Raw genomic sequence first — 19,948 nt, 5'->3', positions numbered from 1 at the left:
CCCTCGGCTGCCGATTACAGGTCTTGTCCACTGGGCAGCGTATCGGATCGACACCAGTCGGCCGGCCGGTCTTGGGGGTACGGGGCTTCGACTCGCTGCGCTCGCTCAGCCGCCGTGTGTGGGGGTGCTTGCACTCGCTCAACCGCCGTCGGGGAGGGTCAGCGGCCCTCGCCGTCGCAGCTCTGCCCGGTGCCCACCGGGCCACCGAACTCCCGGCCGCCGAAAATGTTGGTCTTCACGAACTCGTAGTAGGCGCGCTGCTTGGTGGTGGCGTACGGGTTGTCCGCGGCGCAACGGGCGACGTAGTAGCCGACCGCGTCGGCGAACCCCTCGGTCTGGTTGCTGCCGTAGTCGGTGACCGGCCCGTTGGCCGACCAGACGCGCTGATAGCGCTGCCAGTACGCCGGCTCCTCGCCACGGTCGGCGTTCAGCGAGTGGGCCATCTCGTGGATGATCAACCGGACCAACCGGCCCCGGTCGCCATCGGCGTACCCCTGCTTGAACTTGGTCAGGTCGAGGGTGACCACACCGGCGCGGGAGAGTCCGTAGTCACCCCAGGCCCAGGAGTTCGTGGAGCGCGAGTTGATCTCCAGGCTGCCGCCGTTGCCGGCCTTGACGCGGTTCAGATAGTCGGTGCAGTCGACCGAGTCCAGGGTCTCGGCGAACAGCTTGACCACCGGGCGGTAGCTGTTGTCGCGCCACTGCGGGCCGGTGAGGGTGAACCCCCACTGGCGTTCTGCCCGGTCGGCGATCGTCGCGGCGCTCATCGAATCGGTGATCGGCAGGTCGATCGAACACGGGTTGGGTATGCCTGCCACCTCCGGCTTCGGGGGCGGGGGCGGCGGGGGAGCCGGCTTGCTGGTCTGCGGGGGTGCGACCGGGGCCGGTGGCGCGGTGGTGGGCACCGGTGCCGGCGAGGGCGCGATCGGCAGCTCCGGGCGGACCAGGTCGCGATCCGGTCGCTCGGCGCGCTGCTCGGCCGGCGCGATCGGCAGTTCCGGGGCGACGCCCGGGACGACCGCGGGCGCCAGGTCGACCCGGGCGGCGACCGGAGCCGGGGTCTCGCTCAGCCGGCCGGCCATCAGGTCGGGGGTGACGGCGACCGCAGCCACCGCGATCATCGTCAGACTGGCGCTCAGCAGGCCGACGCGCAGCGCCCGGGGGCGCAGGCTGCCGGAGGCGGAGGCGGACCGAGCGGCGCGGGCCGGCTGGGCCTGGGCGCGGCGGGGTCGGCCGTCACCGGGGTCGGCTGCGGGAAGGGGGCCTGCCGCACGTCGGGCCGGTCGGGACACCAGTCACTCCTGAGAAACACCTGAGAGAAATCATTGCCACTGTAGAGGGTGCCGACAAGCGAGCGCCAGCGGGGCGGCCGTGAGGTTGCTCACCGGCGTTCACCGGGCCGGGCCGGTACGGAATACTGCGGCGGGGGCGTACGGTTGCCGACCCGGGAATCGAACGCTCAACCACCAAGGACGAGGAGACCCATGAACCTGAAGATCGCCATCATCATCGGCAGCACCCGGCCCGGCCGGCTGGGCGAATCCGTGGCCAACTGGGTGGCCGCGCAGGCCGCCAACCGGGCGGGTGCCGACTACGAGTTGGTCGACCTCGCCGACTTCAACCTCACCCTGCTCGCGGAGCCGACGGTGCCCGGTGCGGCGAACAAGCAGTACGAGAACCCGCAGACCCGGGAGTGGAGCAAGGTGGTCGACTCCTACGACGGCTATGTCTTCGTCACCCCGGAGTACAACCACGGCGTTCCGGCCGCGCTGAAGAACGCCTTCGATCTGCTCGGTTCGGAGTGGAGCGACAAGGCGCTCGGGTTGGTCGGCTACGGCGCCGCCGGCGGCGTACGCGCGATCGAGCAGTGGCGCGTGATCGCCGCCAACCTGCGGCTGATCGCGGTCCGCGACCAGGTGTCGCTGTCGCTGTTCAACGACTTCGGGCCGAACGGATTCGACCCCGATGCCCGGCACGCCGCGGACCTGGCCGGCGAGCTTGATCAACTCGAGCAGCTCTCCCGGGCGCTGCACACGGTACGAACCGGCGAATAATCGCCTCCGGGGCGCGATAGGTTGACCCCACCTGTCGCGCCCTGCCGGGCGAACGTCGCGCCCGCCCGGGCGGGAACGAGGAGCCACCGTGACCAGCACTCCGCAAGACACCACCAGCCTGACCCGCTCCGAGCGGCTGGACCGGTTGCCGTTCACCCGCGCACACGGCCGGCTGCTCGGCGGTTCCGGGATCGGCTGGGCGCTCGATGCGATGGATGTCGGGCTGATCTCGTTCGTGATGGCCGCCCTGGCCAAGGAATGGGGACTCGGCGCCACCACCCTCGGTTGGATCGGCTCCATCGGCTTCGTCGGGATGGCCGTCGGGGCCACCCTCGGCGGGCTGCTCGCCGACCGTTTCGGCCGGCGTCAGGTGTTCGCGCTGACCCTGCTGGTCTACGGGTTGGCGACCGGGGCGTCGGCGCTCGCCGGCTCGGTCGCGGTGCTGATCGCGCTGCGCTTCCTGGTCGGGCTCGGCCTCGGGGCGGAGCTGCCGGTCGCCTCCACCCTGGTCAGCGAGTACGCCCCCCGCCACATCCGCGGTCGGATCGTGGTGGCGCTGGAGGCGTTCTGGGCCGTCGGCTGGATCCTCGCGGCACTGCTCGGTTACCTCCTCATCCCGAATGTGCCGGACGGCTGGCGATGGGCGCTGGCCGTCGGTCTGGTCCCCACCGTGTACGCCGCAGTGGTGCGCTTCGGATTGCCGGAATCGGTGCGCTATCTGGAAAAGCGGGGACGGATCGACGAGGCCGAGCGGGCGGTCCGCACCTTCGAGGAGTCGGCCGGGGTGGCACCGGTGCCGTCACCGCCGGCGGCCGAGGAGCCCCCGGCGAACCCGATGTCGATCTGGTCCCCGCGGCTGCGGGGGCGTACCGCGGCGCTCTGGATCGTCTGGTTCTGCATCAACCTCAGCTACTACGGCGCGTTCATCTGGCTGCCGACGCTGCTGGTGAATCAGGGCTTCGGGCTGCTCAAATCCTTCGAGTACACGCTGATCATCACGCTGGCCCAGCTGCCCGGGTACGCCGCCGCGGCCTACCTGATCGAACGCTGGGGGAGGCGCCCGACGCTGGCCACCTTCCTGATCGGTTCGGCGGTCGCCGCGGGGCTGTTCGGCCTGGCTGGTACGCCGGCGACGCTGATCGCCACCGGGTGCGCGCTCTCCTTCTTCAACCTGGGCGCCTGGGGTGCGCTGTACGCGATCGGCCCCGAGCTCTATCCGACCGCGGTACGCGGCTCGGCGACCGGTGCCGCCGCCGGGTTCGGCCGGATCGCCTCGATCGTCGCCCCACTGCTGGTACCGGTGCTGGTCAAGGCCGCCGGTGGTTCCAACTGGCTGGTCTTCGCCACCTTCGCCGCCGCCTTCGCGATCGGCGCGCTCGCCGCTCTCACGATGCCCGAGCAGAAGGACCGTGCGCTCGCCGAGTGAGGGGTGCGAACCCGCGCGCATGAGCTGGTGATGAGGGCGTGCCCGGTCGGGCACGCGTGACGGCGGCTCGGATTTCTTGTGGATAACCGCTTCCGGGGAACCCCACGGGTGCGTCGGGTGCGCTGGACTGGGTTCCATGTTGATCCGCACCGCAGAGCTGCTCGACGAGGGCCTGTGCACCCATGAGATCCGGGCGCTCGTGCGGAAGGGGGAGCTGACCCGGGTACGCAATGGCGTCTACTGGCGTGCCGGGTTCGGTGAACCAGACGAACTGGACCGCTGCGCCGAACATCTCCGCCGGATCGAAGCGACGCTGCCGCGGGTGAGGCCCGGCGGGGTGCTGAGCCATCTCTCCGCCGCGATCGTCCATGAACTCCCGGTGCCGGAGCGCCGGCTCGGGCCGGTGCACATCACCCGCCCCGGACACGGTGGCAAGGTCCGCGCCGGGATGCACCTGCATCGCGCTCTGGTCCCCGCGGAACATCAGCGGCAGACCGAGTCAGGTGTGGTCACCTCGCTGGAGTGGACCGCCGCGGACCTGGCGCGCTCGCTGCCCGCGGTGCACGCCGTGGCCGCGCTCGATGTGGCGCTGGCCAAGGGAGCAGATCGGGATGAGATCCTGGCGATCCTGGCTCGTCCGCACCTGACCGGCAGCATCCAGGCGCGGCGGCTCGTCCGGTTCGCGAATCCCGCCAGCGAATCGGTCGGGGAGTCCCATTCCCGCTGGCTGATCCATGAGCTCGGGCTCCCAGAACCCGAACTGCAGAAGGAGTTCTTCACCCCCGACGGGGAGTTCGTTGCCCGCTGTGACTTCTACTGGGAGCGGTACAACCTGGTCGGTGAATTCGACGGCCTGGTGAAGTATGGGCGCAAGCTGAAGCCCGGGCAGTCGGTGCAGGACGTCGTGCTGTTCGAGAAGCACCGCGAGGAGGCGATCCGGCGCCAGGGGCCGTGGATGAGCCGGTGGATCTGGAAGGACCTGGACGATCGGCAGGCGTTCGGGCGGCTGCTGACCCGGGCGTTCGAGCTGGCCGATCGGGCCGCGTGAACCGGCGTACCCGTCCGGGCACCTGAGAGTGACACCGGGCACCCGATCCAGTCAGGCCGGATCGGGTGCCCGGTCGCACAATTGGGTGCCCGGTGCGAGCAGGGCTCATCTCGACACGCTGGCCGGGCGTCAGTCCTGGAGGGCGGGGATGACCTCGCGGGCGAAGAGCTCCATGCCGGAGGTGTCGTAGGCGGCCTCGGGGAAGTAGGTGATGGCGTAACCGAGGCCCTTGGCCTTGAGGCCCCGCAGGTTCTCCACGATCTGCTCCGGCGTACCGACCCCGGGCATCCCGTCGTAGGCACGCAACTGGCCGGCCAGCTGCTCCTCGCTCAGATAGCCCTTGACCCGGTCGATGTAGGCGGCCCGCCGCTCGGCGACCTCGTCCTCGTCGCGGCCGATGAACACGTTGTAGTTCGCGGAGCGGGTGATCGCGTCGAAATCGGTGCCGACCTCGCGGCAATGCTCGGCCAGCACCTGCGACTTGTGCTCGAAGTCGTCCGGGGTGCCGGCGAAGTTGGTGTAGTCGGCGTACTTCGCGGCGATCTTCAGCGTCACCTTCTCACCGCCACCGGCGATCCACAGCGGGATCCGCGGCGACTGCACCGGCCGCGGTTCGACGATCGCGCCGTCCACCTGGTAGTACTTCCCGTCCAGCGTCGCGGTCCCGGTTTCCCAGGCCTGCTTGAAGATCTGGACACCCTCGTCGAGCATCCCGAGCCGTACGCCGGCGCGCGGGAAGCCGTAACCGTAGGCCTTCCACTCGTGCTCGTACCAGCCGCCGCCGATGCCCATCTCGATCCGGCCGCCGGAGATGTGGTCACAGGTGGCCGCGACCTTCGCCAGATACGCCGGATTGCGATAACCCATGCAGGTGCACATCTGGCCGAGCCGCACCCGGTCGGTGACCGCACCCAGCCCGGCCATCAGCGTCCACGCCTCGTGGGTGGCCTGATCGCTCGGCTGCGGGGTGGTGTGGAAGTGGTCGTAGACCCAGACGCTCTCCCAACCCGGTTCGGCATCGACCTGCTGGGCCAGCGACTTCATCACCGACCACTGGGAGTCCGGTTCGATGCCGACCAGGTCGAAGCGCCAGCCCTGCGGAATGAATACGCCGAATCTCATGCCCCAACCCTAGAGAACTCAGAAGTGGTCGCGGACGTCGGGGCGGCGCTCACCGGTCAGCGCGTCCAGCACCGGGTCCTGTCCGGGGTCGCCCCCGGACAGCAGACCGAGGCGGCGCAGCGTCGCACACGAATGCGCGGCGGCGTACCAGCAGGCGAGGCCACCGGGGGTGAAGGTGGGCAGGTCGGGGTCGGCCGCGGCAACCACCGCACAGTCGAGTACGCCCCCCCGCGGCGGTCAGCCGGTAGCTTCCGTCGGTCATCCCCAACGGATCCCCGATGCAGCGAAACTCCACTGTGGCGTCGATTCCGGCCGCCACGCCCCGACCCGTCCATGCCGCCGGCACGTCGAGGACGCGCAGCATGTAGTCCTCCCGATCGACCACCCGCGTCGCGACCGAACGCAGCAGCAACCGCCACGGATCGCGCTCGCCGATGCGCAGTTCCACCCGCTGCGCCACCGAGGAGAAGCTGCCGAGCAGGGCCAGCAGTGAGGTGGCCGCCCCGCGATCCAACGCGACCAGTTCCAGCGCGGAGAGCGCGGAGCCGTCGCGCGGCCCCGGCCCGCCACCACGGCGCCAGGTGAGCTGTCCGATCAGCTCCCCGTCGGCATACGCGCCGGAGCACTGGGCGCCGTGGTCGAGCTCCACGTCCAGACCGCCGGCACCGTGGCTGCGCTCCAGGACGCAGTTCTGCTCCCGCGCCCAGCGATCCTGCAACTCGTTCAGCACCGGCAGGTCCACCCCGCTGAGCCGCCGCAACTCCAGCCCATCGACCGGACGGATCGCCGCCAGCTCACCGGTCTCCACCGGCACGGTCAGTCGGGCGGTGACGAGCTCATAGCCCAGTCCGCGATAGATCCCCGGCGCGGTCGGGAACAGCCCCGACACTGCCGCACCGCGCTCGCGCGCGTCGCGCAACAGCTGGCTCAGCAGCGGGCGCAGCAGACCCCGGCCGCGAGCCTCGGCAGCCACGGTGACCCCGCCGATCCCAGCCTGCGGCACCGGCCGGCCACCGAACCAGGCCCGGTGGTCCAGCAGGTTCGCCAGCGCCAGCGGCCGGCCGCCGTCGTCGGCGGCGTACCGGGTCACCCCCGCAGGCGCCGGCACCGAGCGCCGGGCCTCTTCGACGGGCATGCCGAAGGCTTCGTGGCGCAGCCGGGCGATGGCATCGGCGCGCGGTGCGAACGCGTCGTCGGTGAGTCGGAGGATGTCCACGGATCGACCCTTGCAGACCGGGGCCGGCGCGTCCATCGAATCGGTATAGCGTGCCCACCATGCCGCCACTGACGCGCATCGAGGCCGAGGCCCGAGCCACGCTGCTGACCGTGCACCGGGCCAGCGTCGAGGTGGACCTGCGCGAACCCGGCGCCGACACCTTCACCAGCAGCACCCGGATCGACTTCGGCTGCGCCGAACCCGGGGCGGGCAGCTTCGTCGACATCGCCCCGGAACGGCTGCTCCGGGCCACCCTCAACGGCACCGACCTGCCGCCGGAATCCCTGTCCGAGCAGCGATTGCAGCTGCCCGGGCTGCTGGCCGAGAACACCCTCGAGGTGGTCGGCGAGATGGCCTATTCCAACGACGGCGAGGGGCTGCATCGACATCTCGACCCCGCCGACGATCAGCCCTATCTCTATGCGATGAGCTTCCTGGACGCCGGCCCGCGCTGGTTCGCCAGCTTCGACCAACCCGACCTGAAATGCCCCTACCTGATGCGGGTGCACACCCCACCGGACTGGACCGTGCTCGGCAACGGCCGCTTCACCGAGGCCGAACCGGGTGACTGGCGGCTCACCGAGGAGACCCCGCCACTGGCCTCCTATTTCGTCACCCTGGTCGCCGGGCCCTACGTCTCGGTGCACGCCGAGCACGACGGCATCCGGCTCGGTGTGCACACCCGGGCCTCGCTCGCCCCCGAGCTGGCCGCCGAGTCCGAGGACATCCTGCGGGTCACCGGGCAGGCCTTCGATGCTTACCACGAGCTTTTCCAACGACGGTACGCATTCGGCGACTACCACCAGGTGTTCGTGCCCGACTTCAACGCCGGTGCGATGGAGAACCCGGGCTGTGTGACCCTGCGCGACCAGTACCTGTTCCGCGGTTCGGTGACCGACGCGGAGCGGGGCCACCGGGCGGGCACCCTGGTGCACGAGCTGGCGCACCAGTGGTTCGGCGATCTGGTCACGATGAGCTGGTGGGACGACCTGTGGCTGAACGAGTCCTTCGCCGAGCTGATGGCGCACTGGGTGTGCAGCGACTTCACCGACTATCCGCTCTGGGTCGAGTTCGGCATCCAGCGCAAGGACTGGGGTGCGATCGCGGATCAGGGGCCGGCCAGCCACCCGGTCGCCGGCAACGGCGCCGCCGACGCCCAGCAGGCGCTGGCCCAGTTCGACGGCATCTCCTATGCCAAGGGCGCCGGGGTGCTCAAACAGCTGGTCGCCACGATCACCCCCGAGGTCTTCCTGGCCGGTCTGCGGGACTACTTCGACCGGTACGCGCACGGCAATGCCCGCTTCGTCGACCTGCTGGCGTGCTGGCAACGGGCCGGTGCCAGCGAACTGCCCGCGTGGGCGGACGCCTGGCTGAACACCAGCGGCATGGACCTGCTGCGGGCGGAGCAGCGCGCCGGTCGCTCCGGTGTGCTGCACCGGCACGCCGGAGCGGCGGGGGAGCGTACCCACACCGTGCAGCTCGTCAGCCTGGCCGCGGACGCCGCCGAGCAGGATCGGGTCGAGGTGACCGCGACCAGCGAGGAGACCCCGCTCGAGCTGCCGGACGGCTTCTGGGTGCCGGACGCCGGCGACGAGACCTGGGCCCGGATCCGGCCATCCGCACCGGTCGAACAGTGGCCGCCGCTGGCCGCGGTGACCGACCCGATGCTGCGGGTGGTGCTCTGGAACAGCCTGCGGGATCAGGTGCGCGCCGCCGAGGTCGATCCGGCCGTGGCGCTGGACGTGGTGACCGGCCAGCTCGCCGACGAACCCGACGATGTGGTGGTCACCGCGATCCTGGCCTGGGCGCACGGCGTGCTCGCCGGGCCGTACGCAGCCCCGGCGGACCGTGCGCCCCGGTTGCATCGGCTGGCCGAGTTGGCACAGCGACTGCTGGACGGCGCCGCACCCGGTTCGGACCGTCAGCTGGTCGCCTGGCGCGGCCTGCTGCGCTGCACCGATGACGTCGCCCAGCTCGCGGCCTGGCTGGACGGGGCGCCGCCGCCACCGGGACTCGAGCTGGACGCGGAGCTGCGCTGGGCGGCGGTCTGGCGGCTGGCGACGCTGGCGGCGGGGGAGCCGGCGCTGGACCGGGCGCGCGCGGCGATCGCCGAGGCGTACCGGCTGGATCGCTCGGCCTCGGGCCGGGTGCACCGCGCCCGGGCGCTGGCGAGCCTGCCCGATCCGGAGGCCAAGGAGGAGGCGTTCTGGCAGCTGATGCGGCCCTCGCAGCTCTCGGCCTACGAGTTGTACGCCACCGCGGAGGGCTTCTTCGCCCCCGAGCAGGCCGAGCTCACCGAGCCGTATGTGCAGCGGTTCTTCGCCGGCATCAACTCCACCGCCGCGTTCCGGCGCGGCTGGTCGCTGTCCCGGCTCGCGCTGCAGGCCTTCCCGGCCTCGGCGAGCCGGCGTACCACCCTCGAACTGGCCGAGCAGACCCTGGCCACCGAGGACCTCGATCCCCGGTTGCGTCGGCCGCTGCTGGAGGCGACCGATCAGCTCCGTCGCGCGGTCACCTCGCTGGAGAAGTACGCACCGAGCGCCGCGACCCGCTGAGAGGCATCGACGATAGTTCGATCAGGTCGGTTGATGAGCGAGACGCGTTGCTTGTGAACACGAGCGCAACCGATTGGTCAACCTGCCTACTCGGAGGTCACAAAAGCGTTGCGCTTTGTGCAGTCGCTTGTTCAGACATGCTCGGATGCCATAGAAAAGTCCGCAAGTTCAGTGCCGAGCACGACATCCGTGCATGGCACGTCGCGGCGTCCGTATCGCGGGCGCCCCCCGATCTAGGAGGACATGTTCATGCGAGGACGCTCTCGCCTGATGGTCGCCGCAGCCTCGGCCAGCATTGTTGCGCTGGCCTTCAGTGCCTGCGGTGGCGGCGGCAACTCTGGTAGCACCAGCAACAACACCGGCGGCGAGATCTCGATGCGTGGTTGCACCCCGCAGAACCCGCTGATCCCGGCTGCCACCAACGAGGTGTGCGGTGGCAACGTGCTCGACGCGGTGACCGCGAAGCTCGTGCGCTACAACGCCGACACCGCGAAGCCGGAGAACGACCTCGCCGAGTCGATCGAGACGACCGACAACCAGACCTTCACCGTGAAGCTGAAGCCGGACATGAAGTTCTCCGACGGCACCCCGGTGCTGGCCAAGAACTTCGTCGACGCCTGGAACTTCTCCGCCAACGCCAAGCAGGGCTACGTGTCCGGCTACTTCATGGAGCCGATCGAGGGTTACGCCGACGTCGCCCCCGAGGAGGGCGACCCGAAGTCGGACAAGATGAGCGGCCTGAACGTCGTCGACGACCGGACCTTCACCATCAAGACCACCTCGCCGGTCTCCAACCTGCCGCAGCGACTCGGCTACACCGCCTTCGCCGCGCTGCCGGATTCCTTCTTCGCCGATCCTGAGGCCTACGGCAAGATGCCGGTCGGTTCGGGCCCCTACAAGGTGACCCAGAACAACGAGCAGGCGATCGTCCTGGAGAAGAACGCCGACTACAAGGGCATCGATCCCGGCAAGGTCGACAAGATCAACTACAAGATCTACAACGACGCCAACGCCGCCTACAACGACGTCGTCGCCAACAACCTGGACTTCACCGACATCATCCCGCCCGACCAGCTGGTGGGCGATGCCTGGAAGGCCACCCTGAACGGCCGCAACGGGCAGAAGGAATCCGGCGTCATCCAGTCGCTGGCCTTCTCGCCGAACGATGAGCAGCTCAAGGACGTCCGCAAGCGCCAGGCGCTGTCCATGTCGCTGAACCGCGACCTGGTCACCAAGCAGATCTTCAACGGCTCCCGGGTGCCGGCCACCGGCTGGGTCTCCCCGGTCGTCGACGGCGCCAAGCCGGGTCAGTGTGGCGAGGCCTGCACCTACGACGAGGCCAAGGCCAAGCAGCTCTGGCAGGAGGCCGGCGGTTACAACGGCCCGATGACCCTGGCGGTGAACGGTGACGGTGGCCACAAGCAGTGGGCCGACGCGGCCTGCAACAACTGGCGCACCGTGCTCGGGATCGACTGCCGCGTGCAGATCACCCCGGACTTCAAGACGCTCCGCAACCAGATCAAGGCGGGCGAACTGAAGGGTCTGTTCCGCTCCGGCTGGCAGATGGACTACCCGTCGATCGAGAACTTCCTGACCCCGATCTACAAGACCGGTGCCTCCTCGAACGACTTCAAGTACTCCAACCCGGAGTTCGACGCCAAGCTCGTCCAGGCCGATGCGGCCAAGTCCTCCGACGAGGCGAACAAGCTCTACCAGGAGGCCGAGGCGATGCTCGCCAAGGACCTGCCGACCGTCCCGAAGTGGTACTCCACCACGCCTTACGGCTACTCCACCAAGGTGGACAACGTGAAGGTGACCCCCTTCGGCACCCTGGACGTGTCGTCCATCACCCTGAAGTGATTCGCTCCTGACCGAGCCTCGGCCCGCCGGCCCTCCAGCCGGCGGGCCGAGGCCGCGTCCGGACGACCCCACTCACCCGCCCTGGCCGTCTGCAGTGATGCTGCGGCCGTGGAAAGGAGGACGGCATGGCCACCTACATCCTGCGCCGGCTGCTCCAGATGATTCCGGTGCTGCTCGGCTCGACCTTCCTGATCTTCATGCTGGTGTACGCCCTGCCCGGCGAGCCCTGGGAGGGCCGCTGCGGCGAGCGCCCGTGCGATGCGGCGTACATCGCGAAGTTCAAGGCCGACTACAACCTCGACAAGCCGCTGCTGGTGCAGTACGCGCTCTTCCTGGGCCGGCTGCTGCGCGGCGACCTCGGCATCAACTTCTACAACAAGCCGGTCAGCCAGGAGCTGATCGAGCGGCTCCCGACGACCTTCACCCTGGCGATCATGGCGATCATCCTGGAGATCGTCATCGGCATCACCCTCGGTGTGATCGCCGGCATCACCAAGGGCAAGCTGCCCGACGTGCTGATCACCATCCTGACCCTGCTGCTGATCTCGATGCCGGTCTTCGTGATCGGCGGTCTCTACCAGATGATCTTCGGCATCAAGCTGCAGTGGTTCCCGGTGACAGCACAGAACGGGCCGATAACACCAGAGTTGATATACAGCCTGGTGCTCCCGGCGATGGTGCTGGCCAGCCTGCAGATCGCCTACATCACCCGGCTCACCCGGACCTCGCTGGTGGAGAACCTGCGCGCCGACTATGTGCGCACCGCCAAGGCGAAGGGCCTCTCCCGCAACCGCACCGTCGGCGTACACACGCTGCGCAACTCGCTGGTTCCGGTGATCACCCAGATCGGTATCGACCTGGGTGCGCTGATGGGCGGGGCGATCGTCACCGAGCGGATCTTCAACGTCAACGGCATCGGTTTCTTCATCTTCCGCTCGATCACCCAGCAGGACGGGGTGTCGGTGGTCGGTGCGGTGACCGTGCTGGTGCTCGTCTATCTGCTCGCCAACCTGATCGTGGACGTGCTCTACGGATTCCTGGACCCGAGGATCAGCCATGGCTGACACACAACTGACCACCGACACCACGCCGACGCCCGAGCCCTCGCCGTCGCCGAAGCAGGAGAAGACCCGCTCGCTGTGGGGCGATGCCTGGCTCGAGCTGCGCCGCAGCCCGATGTTCTGGATCGCCGCGGTGCTGATCGTGTTCATCGTCGCGATGGCGATCGCGCCGCAGCTGTTCACCAAGGCCGACCCCTACTTCTGCGACCTGAACAACTCGCTGAAGAAGCCGGGTGCCAACGGCACCCTGTTCGGCTACACCCTGCAGGGCTGCGATGTGTACGCCCGCACCGTCTACGGTGCCCGGTCCTCGATCCTGGTGGGCCTGCTGGCCTCGCTGGGCACGTTGCTGCTGGGTTCGCTGATCGGTGTCGTCGCCGGCTACTTCGGCGGTTGGGTGGACATCATCCTGTCCCGGCTGGGCGATGTCTTCTTCGCCATCCCGCTGCTGCTCGGCGGCATCATCATCCTCTACACCTTCCCGAACAAGCTGAACACCCCCTACATGGTGGTGGTGCTGAAGGTGGTGGCCGCCATCGTCGTGCTCGGTTGGCCGACGATCGCGCGATTGATGCGATCCTCGGTGCTGCAGGTGATCCCGACCGATTACGTGCAGGCCGGCCGGGCGCTCGGCGCCGGGTCCAGCCGGTTGATCTTCAGCCACGTGCTGCCGAACGCGTTCGCACCGGCCGTCGTGGTCGCCACCATCAACCTGGGCGCCTACATCGCCACCGAGGCGACGCTGTCGTTCCTCGGGATCGGCCTGCAGGCCCCGGTGATCTCCTGGGGCGTGGACATCTCCGAGGCCTCCGGTATCGGCTACATCGCGGCCGCGCCGCACATGCTGCTGGTGCCCTCGGCGTTCCTGTCCATCACCGTGCTCGCGTTCATCCTGCTGGGTGAGGCGATCCGGGACGCCCTCGATCCGAAGCTGCGCTGAGAGGAGCCCCATGGCCAGCAACAGCGAAACCCTGGACTCCACCCACAAGGTGGAGCGCATCGACGAGCGCAGCCAGCGATGGCAGCCGATCAACGGCCGACTGCTCGAGGTGGAGGACCTGCACGTCGAGTTCCGGACCCGCGACGGGGTCGCCAAGGCGATCAACGGCGTGAACTTCAGCCTCGACGAGGGGGAGACCCTCGCCATCCTGGGCGAGTCCGGTTCCGGCAAGTCGGTCACCGCGCAGGCGGTGATGGGCATCCTGGACACCCCGCCGGGTTACGTCACCGGCGGGCAGGTCCGCTACTGCGGTACCGATCTGCTGAAGCTCAAGGAGAAGGACATGCAGCAGGTCCGCGGCCCCGAGATCTCGATGATCTTCCAGGACGCGCTGTCCTCGCTGAACCCGGTCTTCCCGGTGGGCTGGCAGATCGCGGAGATGTTCCGCCAGCACCGCGGCACCAACAAGTCGGATGCCTGGAAACAGGCCGTCCGGTTGATGGAGCAGGTGAACATCCCGGCCGCCCGGGAGCGGGTGCGGGCCTACCCGCACCAGTTCTCCGGCGGCATGCGGCAGCGGATCATGATCGCGATGGCGATCGCGCTCGACCCGGCGGTGCTGATCGCCGACGAGCCGACCACCGCGCTCGATGTCACCGTGCAGGCGCAGATCATGTCGCTGCTCAAGGAACTGCAGGTCGAGCGGAAGATGGGTCTGATCCTGATCACCCACGACCTCGGTGTGGTCGCCGACGTCGCCGACCGGATCGCGGTGATGTACGCCGGCCGGTTGGTCGAGACCGCCGATGTCTTCGATCTGTACGCCCGGCCGGGACACCCTTACACCAAGGGATTGCTGGAATCGATCCCGCGGCTGGACCAGAAGGGGCAGACGCTGTCCGCGATCGGTGGCCTGCCGCCGAACCTGCTGCGGATCCCCGACGGCTGCGCGTTCAACCCGCGTTGCCGGTTCGCCACCGACATCTGCCGCACCGGTGCCCCGCCGCAACTGGTGGAGCTCGGCCACAACCGGGCCAGTGCCTGCCACTACGCCCACCAGGTCGTCGAGGGTGCCGAACCCGAACAGATCAAGGAGTTGCGATGACCGAGACCCAGCCGTCCTCCGGTGGCTCGACCGCGGTGGCGCCGACCCGTGAGGTGATCCTCTCCGCCGAGGGGCTGAAGAAGCACTACCCGATCAAGAAGGGGGTGCTGCAGCGCACCGTCGGTCACGTCAAGGCGGTCGACGGTGTCTCCCTGGATCTCTACAAGGGTGAGACTCTCGGCATCGTGGGGGAGTCCGGGTGTGGCAAGTCCACCCTCGGCCGGTTGCTGATGCGACTGGAGGATCCGACCGAGGGCAAGACCTATTTCGAGGGCGTCGACATGTACGCCCAGTCCGGTGCCGCGATGCGCCGACTGCGGCGCGACATCCAGATCGTCTTCCAGGACCCCTACACCTCGCTGAACCCGCGCAAGACCGTCGGCGACATCATCGGGGAGGCCTATGACATCCACCCCGACGCGGTGCCCAAGGGTGGCCGGCGCAAGCGGGTGCAGGAGCTGCTGGAGATGGTCGGGCTGAATCCCGAGCACATCAACCGCTACCCGCACCAGTTCTCCGGCGGCCAGCGGCAGCGCGTCGGGATCGCCCGCGGCATCGCGCTGAACCCGAAGGTGCTGATCTGCGACGAGCCGGTCTCGGCGCTGGACGTGTCGGTGCAGGCGCAGGTGGTCAACCTGATGGAGAAGCTGCAGGACGAGCTGGGGCTGGCCTACATCTTCATCGCTCACGATCTGTCGGTGGTCCGCCACATCTCCGACCGGGTCGGGGTGATGTATCTGGGCAAGCTTGTCGAGATCGGTGATGAGGACCAGATCTACTCCCATCCCACGCACCCCTACACCCAGGCGCTGCTGTCCGCGGTGCCGGTGCCGGATCCGACGCTGCGCGAGGCCAAGAACCAGATCGTGCTCACCGGTGACGTGCCGAGCCCGGCCAATCCGCCGACCGGCTGCCGCTTCCACACCCGCTGCTGGAAGGCGCAGGAGCGCTGCACGGTGGAGGAGCCGATCCTCGAGCTGCGTCCCGACGGGGCCAGCGAGCACGCCTCGGCGTGCCACTTCGCCCAGCCGCGGGATGTACTGGCCCAGGAGAAGGAGCTGCGCTGATCTCCGCGCTCATCGAGTAGCGAGCCATGCCGAGCGAAGCGGAGCAATGGGTCGGGTGTCGAGATGAGGCGCGGTGGCCCCTCGACACGCCGGGCATTGCTCCGCTTCGCTGCGCATGCCCGGTTACTCGGGGATCGTTCGGGCTTCGCGTTCCCGAATCGGGGATCGTTGGGCTTCTCCGCTAGCATCGACCCGCGAACGGAGGAGGGTGATGGTTCGGCTGCTGCTCGGCGTACTGGCGGGTGTACTGCTGCTGGTGGGTTGTACGCCGGAGCCGGCTCCGCCGGCGGATCCGCAGGCGCCCGCGAGCGCCGCGGCGGGCGGTGGCGGCGCCAGGGTGAGCGGCGACATCACGATCCGCGGCTGCACCCCCGCGCAACCCCTGCTCCCCGCGAACACCCTGGACAGCTGCGGGCTGCGGATCATGGATCCGCTGACCTCCCGGCTCTATCGCGCGAACAGCGACACCGGGGCGATCGAACCCGACCTGGCGGAATCGGTGGACACCACCGACTCGCAGACCTTCACCGTGCGACTGGCCAGGGGCCGGCTCTTCCACGACGGCACCGAGGTCAAGGCCCGCAACGTCGTCTCCGCCTGGAACTGGGCGGCGTACGGCCCGAACAAGATGGCGGGGCAGAGCTTCTTCGCCCCGATCGAGGGCGCCGATCAGCTCGCCTGCGTACCGGGCGCCGCCTGCTCCAAGGACGGCCGGCCGACCGCGATGAGCGGGTTGAAGGTGCTCGATGACTACACCTTCACCGTGCGCACCACCAAGCCGCTGACCGACTTCGCGGCCCGGGTCAGCCACCCGGTGTTCGCGCCGCTGCCGGACGCCTTCTTCGCCGAGGACGACGGCAAGGACTCCTTCGGCAAGCTGCCGGTGGGTGCCGGTCCGTTCAAGATCGCCAGCAACACCACCAGCGAGATCGCGCTGGAGCGCTTCGACGGCTACACCGGCCGCTACCCGGCCCAGATCCGCAAGGTCACCGTGCGGATGTACGACGACACCGCCAAGGACTACAACCTGTCCAAGGCGTACAACGACGTGGTCGCCAACCGGCTCGACTTCACCGACGTGATCCCCACCGATCAGTTGATCGACGACCAGTGGCAGAAGGACCTGGAGAACCGCTTCGCGCTGCGCGACACCCGCGCGGTGCAGCAGCTCAGCTTCGCCGCGGGTGATCGGCAGCTGGCCGATCCGCGGCTGCGGCGGGCGATCTCGATGGGCATCGACCGGCAGGCGCTGGCCGGGCAGGTGTTCAACAACACCCGGGCGCCGGCGACCAGTTGGGTCTCCCCGGTGGTGCCCGGTTATCGCACCGACGCCTGCGCCGACATGTGTGCCTATGATCCGGTCGCCGCGCGCGATCTCTATGCCGCGGCCGGTGGTTACTCCGGTGAGTTCGTGATCACCGTGAGCGCGGCCGGCGGCAACAAGCAGTGGGCCGACGCGCTGTGCAACCAGCTCACCAACTCCCTCGATCTGGACTGCCAGGTGCGGCTGCTGCCGAACCAGGCGGCGGTCCTCGGCGCCGCGGGCAGCGGCCGGGCCACCGGCATGGTCGGGGTCGACGACCTGTCCGGCTACCTGACCCCCGAGCCCTACCTGAGCCGCTACCGCTCCGATGCCTGGCACAACGTCGGCCGATACAGCAACGGCAGCTACGACCAGCTGGTCACCCAGGCGGCCGGTGCCACCTCGCAGGCAGCGGCCAATGAGGCGTACCGCAGGGCCGAGCAGCTGCTCGCCCAGGATCCGCCCTCGGTGCCGCTGTGGTACGCCAGCACCCCGGTCGGCTGGTCGAACCGGGTCACCGATGTGAAGGTGACCCTGTTCGGCACCCTCGATCTGAGCAGCATCCGGGTCAAGTGAGACGTACCCCGCAGCGCCCGGTTGACTTCAAGGTAACTTGAAGTTCTAGCTTCGCAGCATGCGAGCAATCACCGTGCAGCAGTTCGGCGGACCCCAGGTCCTCACCCCGACCGAGATCGAAGACGTCGCACCCCGACCGGGGGAGGTGCTGATCCGCACCCGGTATGCCGACGTCATGTACCTCGACACCCAGCTGCGGGCCGGCTGGGGTCAGGACTTCTTCGACCTGACCCTGCCCTACGTTCCCGGTGGCGCCGTCGGCGGTGAGATCGTGGCTGTGGGGGCCGGGGTCGACCCCGCCCGTATCGGGGAGATGGTCATCGCCCGGACCGCTGCCAGTGGCATCGGCTCCGGCCAGCCGATCGGCGGGTACGCCGAACTCGCCCGCGCCCGGGACGAGACGGCCCGGGTGCTCCCGCCCGGGGTCGACCTGGTCACCGCGACCGCGATCGTGCACGACGGGCAGACCGCGCAGGCCCTGCTGCGCAGTGCCGCCGTGCGACCCGGGGAAACGGTGCTGGTCACCGCGGCCGGCGGCGGTGTGGGGGTGCTGCTCGTGCAGTTGCTGCGGGCCGCCGGTGCCACCGTGTTCACCGCGGCCTCGCAACGCAAGCAGGAGCTGCTCACCCGGCTCGGCCCGGACGTCTCGGTCGACTACACCGAGCCGGAATGGACCGCGGCCCTGCCCACCCGCCCGGAGGTCGTCATCGACGGCGCCGGCGGCCGCTACGGTGCCGCGGCCCTGGCGGCCGTCGCACCCGGCGGGCGGTACCTCGGCTTCGGCGCCGCCGACGGGGCATTCGCGCAGGACTCCGGCCCCCAGCGGGGCGACATCACCAGCACCTCGCTGCTGGAGATCACCGGCGATCCACGGCTCGACTGGGACCAACTGAACGCCGCGGCCCTGCACGCGGTCGCCGACGGTACCGCCGTGCCCTGCGTCGGACAGACCTTCGCCCTGGACCAGGCCACGGCGGCGCACGCCGCGATCGCCGCCCGGGAGACCATCGGCCGGACCCTGCTGTGGATCTGATCGATAGGGTGGGGGCCGTGCTGGCACCCGAAACCGCGACCACCGAGGACACCGCGACCACCGAGCGCCCCGAACCGCACCGGCTGCTGCTCGTCCACGCCCATCCCGACGACGAGGTCACCACGACCGGCGTCACGATGGCCCGGGCGGTCGCCGACGGCGCCCAGGTGACGCTGGTCACCTGCACCCTCGGCGAGGAGGGCGAGATCGTCGTCGACGACCTCAAACATCTGGGCGCCGACCGGGACGGTGGCCTGGGGGAATACCGGATCGGTGAGCTGAACGCCGCCCTCGGCGCCCTCGGGGTCACCGACAGCCTGCGGCTGGGCCACGACGGCAAATACCGCGACTCCGGGATGGCGACCGACGACCAGGGTCGGGTGGTGCCGGTGGATCTGGTGCACGACGAGGCCTTCTGGCGCGCCGATCTGCGCGAGGCGGCGACCGATCTGGTGCCGGTGATCCGGGACCGCCGGCCCGAGGTGCTGATCACCTACGACGACTACGGCAACTATGGTCACCCCGACCACATCCAGGCCCATCGGGTGGCCATGTACGCCGCCCAGCTCGCCGCGATCCCGGCGTACCGTCCCGACCTCGGTGAGGCATGGCAGGTGCGCCGCATCCTGTGGACCACGATGAGCGAGTCCTGGATGCGCGAGGGGCTGCGCCAGATGCGGGCCGCCGGGGACACCGAGTCCTGGGGCGGGATGGATCCCGAGGGGCCGATGCCGCCGATGGTCCGTCCCGACGACCAGATCGCGCTCACCGTGTCCGCACCCGAGCTGGTCGACCGCAAGCTGGATGCGTTCCGTGCCCACCGCACCCAGATCTCCTTCGACAGCCCGTTCTTCCAGATGGCCGAGACCTACCCGCAGGCCTGGGCCAACGAGTGGTTCGTGCACGCCGGCGGGGAGGCGTTGCCGGCCGGGGCGACCGACATCTTCGCCGGGCTCCGCGATGAGTGAGCCGGCCGAACCGCGCGACGACCTGGTCGCCGGCGTACCAGCGGCAGAGCACCTGCGCCGCGGGATGGCCACCTTCGCCACCGGGGTGACGGTGATCACTGCGTACGCGGGGGAGATCCAGTACGCGATGACCGCGAACTCGTTCACCTCGCTCTCCCTCGACCCGCCGCTGGTGATGGTCTCGGTGGCCCGGGGCGGGCGGTTCCATCGGCCGGTGCTGGACGCCGGCGCCTGGGCGGTGTCGGTGCTCGGCGCCGACCAGCTGGAACTGGCCCGGCACTTCTCCGACGCGCACCGGGACCGGCTGCGCCAGTTCGAGACCGTGCCGCACCGGATCTCGACCATCACCGGGTCGCCGCTGCTGCTCGGGTCCCTGGCCTGGTTCGAATGCGTCACCGACCGGGTCGTCGAGGCGGGCGATCACAGCCTGCTGATCGGCGCCGTCCACAGCTGCTGGGTCACCGAACGGCCCGGGCGTCCGCTGACCTATTTTCGGGGGGTTTTCCTGCCCGGACCCGGTTGAGAATTCAGCCCGGGACTTCGGTTGTCGTACTATCGGACGCGTTCGTCTCCCGTCAGAAGGTAGAAACTTGACCACCCAAGTGAGTACACCC

At 69.3% G+C, this 19,948-nt stretch carries 16 protein-coding genes; 13 read left to right on the top strand and 3 right to left on the bottom strand.

What is annotated here, in order from left to right; translation table 11 throughout:
* Nucleotides 1-158 precede the first annotated feature (158 nt).
* The gene (locus C8D81_RS21075; RefSeq protein ID WP_166646883.1) at nucleotides 159-1,292 is read right to left on the bottom strand and encodes a hypothetical protein; all 1,134 of its coding nucleotides are present in this window, start codon (nucleotides 1,290-1,292) and stop codon (nucleotides 159-161) included.
* Nucleotides 1,293-1,484: 192 nt separating this feature from the next.
* Between C8D81_RS21075 and C8D81_RS18180 the strand changes: the two genes are divergently transcribed.
* The 3 genes from C8D81_RS18180 (at nucleotide 1,485) to C8D81_RS18170 (ending at nucleotide 4,528) form a co-directional block, all read left to right on the top strand.
* The gene (locus C8D81_RS18180; protein ID WP_208109385.1) at nucleotides 1,485-2,054 is read left to right on the top strand and encodes an NADPH-dependent FMN reductase; all 570 of its coding nucleotides are present in this window, start codon (nucleotides 1,485-1,487) and stop codon (nucleotides 2,052-2,054) included.
* 88 nt (nucleotides 2,055-2,142) lie between these two features.
* Entirely contained in the window at nucleotides 2,143-3,480 is a 1,338-nt protein-coding gene (locus tag C8D81_RS18175) for an MFS transporter (protein ID WP_208109384.1), read from the top strand.
* A 136-nt stretch (nucleotides 3,481-3,616) separates the two neighbouring features.
* Nucleotides 3,617-4,528: a type IV toxin-antitoxin system AbiEi family antitoxin domain-containing protein gene (locus C8D81_RS18170; RefSeq protein ID WP_133626547.1), complete on the top strand. Its 912-nt coding sequence runs from the start codon at nucleotides 3,617-3,619 to the stop codon at nucleotides 4,526-4,528.
* Between the two features lie 129 nt (nucleotides 4,529-4,657).
* On the opposite strand, the gene C8D81_RS18165 is transcribed toward C8D81_RS18170, so the two are convergent.
* The gene (locus C8D81_RS18165; protein WP_133626546.1) at nucleotides 4,658-5,650 is read right to left on the bottom strand and encodes an LLM class F420-dependent oxidoreductase; all 993 of its coding nucleotides are present in this window, start codon (nucleotides 5,648-5,650) and stop codon (nucleotides 4,658-4,660) included.
* A gap of 49 nt (nucleotides 5,651-5,699) precedes the next feature.
* Entirely contained in the window at nucleotides 5,700-6,866 is a 1,167-nt protein-coding gene (locus C8D81_RS18160; RefSeq protein ID WP_166646882.1) for a GNAT family N-acetyltransferase, read from the bottom strand.
* 59 nt (nucleotides 6,867-6,925) lie between these two features.
* Here C8D81_RS18160 and pepN point away from each other — a divergent pair, with 59 nt between their 5' ends.
* The 10 genes from pepN to C8D81_RS18110 all read left to right on the top strand — a co-directional run bounded on the left by pepN (nucleotide 6,926) and on the right by C8D81_RS18110 (nucleotide 19,857).
* Nucleotides 6,926-9,421, top strand: coding sequence for an aminopeptidase N (gene pepN, locus C8D81_RS18155; RefSeq protein WP_133626544.1), 2,496 nt, complete (start codon nucleotides 6,926-6,928; stop codon nucleotides 9,419-9,421).
* A 249-nt stretch (nucleotides 9,422-9,670) separates the two neighbouring features.
* Nucleotides 9,671-11,281, top strand: a complete 1,611-nt coding sequence (locus tag C8D81_RS18150; RefSeq protein WP_133626543.1) for a peptide ABC transporter substrate-binding protein — start codon at nucleotides 9,671-9,673, stop codon at nucleotides 11,279-11,281.
* A 125-nt stretch (nucleotides 11,282-11,406) separates the two neighbouring features.
* Nucleotides 11,407-12,345, top strand: a complete 939-nt coding sequence (locus C8D81_RS18145; RefSeq protein ID WP_094359205.1) for an ABC transporter permease — start codon at nucleotides 11,407-11,409, stop codon at nucleotides 12,343-12,345.
* Nucleotides 12,338-13,282, top strand: coding sequence for an ABC transporter permease (locus C8D81_RS18140; protein WP_094359207.1), 945 nt, complete (start codon nucleotides 12,338-12,340; stop codon nucleotides 13,280-13,282). Before C8D81_RS18145 ends, C8D81_RS18140 begins: the two co-directional genes overlap by 8 nt.
* 10 nt (nucleotides 13,283-13,292) lie before the next feature.
* Nucleotides 13,293-14,387 (top strand): ABC transporter ATP-binding protein, encoded by a 1,095-nt coding sequence (locus C8D81_RS18135; RefSeq protein ID WP_094359209.1) that lies wholly within the window; start codon nucleotides 13,293-13,295, stop codon nucleotides 14,385-14,387.
* Complete coding sequence (locus tag C8D81_RS18130; RefSeq protein ID WP_094359211.1) at nucleotides 14,384-15,454, top strand: ABC transporter ATP-binding protein; 1,071 nt, start codon at nucleotides 14,384-14,386, stop codon at nucleotides 15,452-15,454. Before C8D81_RS18135 ends, C8D81_RS18130 begins: the two co-directional genes overlap by 4 nt.
* Before the next feature lie 211 nt (nucleotides 15,455-15,665).
* A complete protein-coding gene (locus C8D81_RS18125; RefSeq protein ID WP_144009078.1) occupies nucleotides 15,666-17,333 on the top strand; it encodes a peptide ABC transporter substrate-binding protein in 1,668 nt (555 codons plus the stop codon).
* 58 nt (nucleotides 17,334-17,391) lie between these two features.
* On the top strand, nucleotides 17,392-18,366 hold the full coding sequence (locus C8D81_RS18120; RefSeq protein ID WP_133626542.1) for a zinc-binding dehydrogenase: 975 nt from the start codon (nucleotides 17,392-17,394) through the stop codon (nucleotides 18,364-18,366).
* Nucleotides 18,367-18,383: 17 nt separating this feature from the next.
* Entirely contained in the window at nucleotides 18,384-19,334 is a 951-nt protein-coding gene (gene mshB / locus C8D81_RS18115; RefSeq protein ID WP_229119465.1) for an N-acetyl-1-D-myo-inositol-2-amino-2-deoxy-alpha-D-glucopyranoside deacetylase, read from the top strand.
* On the top strand, nucleotides 19,327-19,857 hold the full coding sequence (locus C8D81_RS18110) for a flavin reductase family protein (protein WP_133626541.1): 531 nt from the start codon (nucleotides 19,327-19,329) through the stop codon (nucleotides 19,855-19,857). The genes mshB and C8D81_RS18110 overlap by 8 nt, the downstream gene beginning before the upstream one ends.
* Nucleotides 19,858-19,948: the final 91 nt, after the last annotated feature.

This window comes from Enemella evansiae, assembly GCF_004362375.1.
Taxonomy (GTDB): Bacteria; Actinomycetota; Actinomycetes; order Propionibacteriales; family Propionibacteriaceae; genus Enemella; species Enemella evansiae.
The sequence above is the reverse complement of the archived record's forward strand: the minus strand, read 5'-3'. Positions and strand labels throughout refer to the sequence as shown.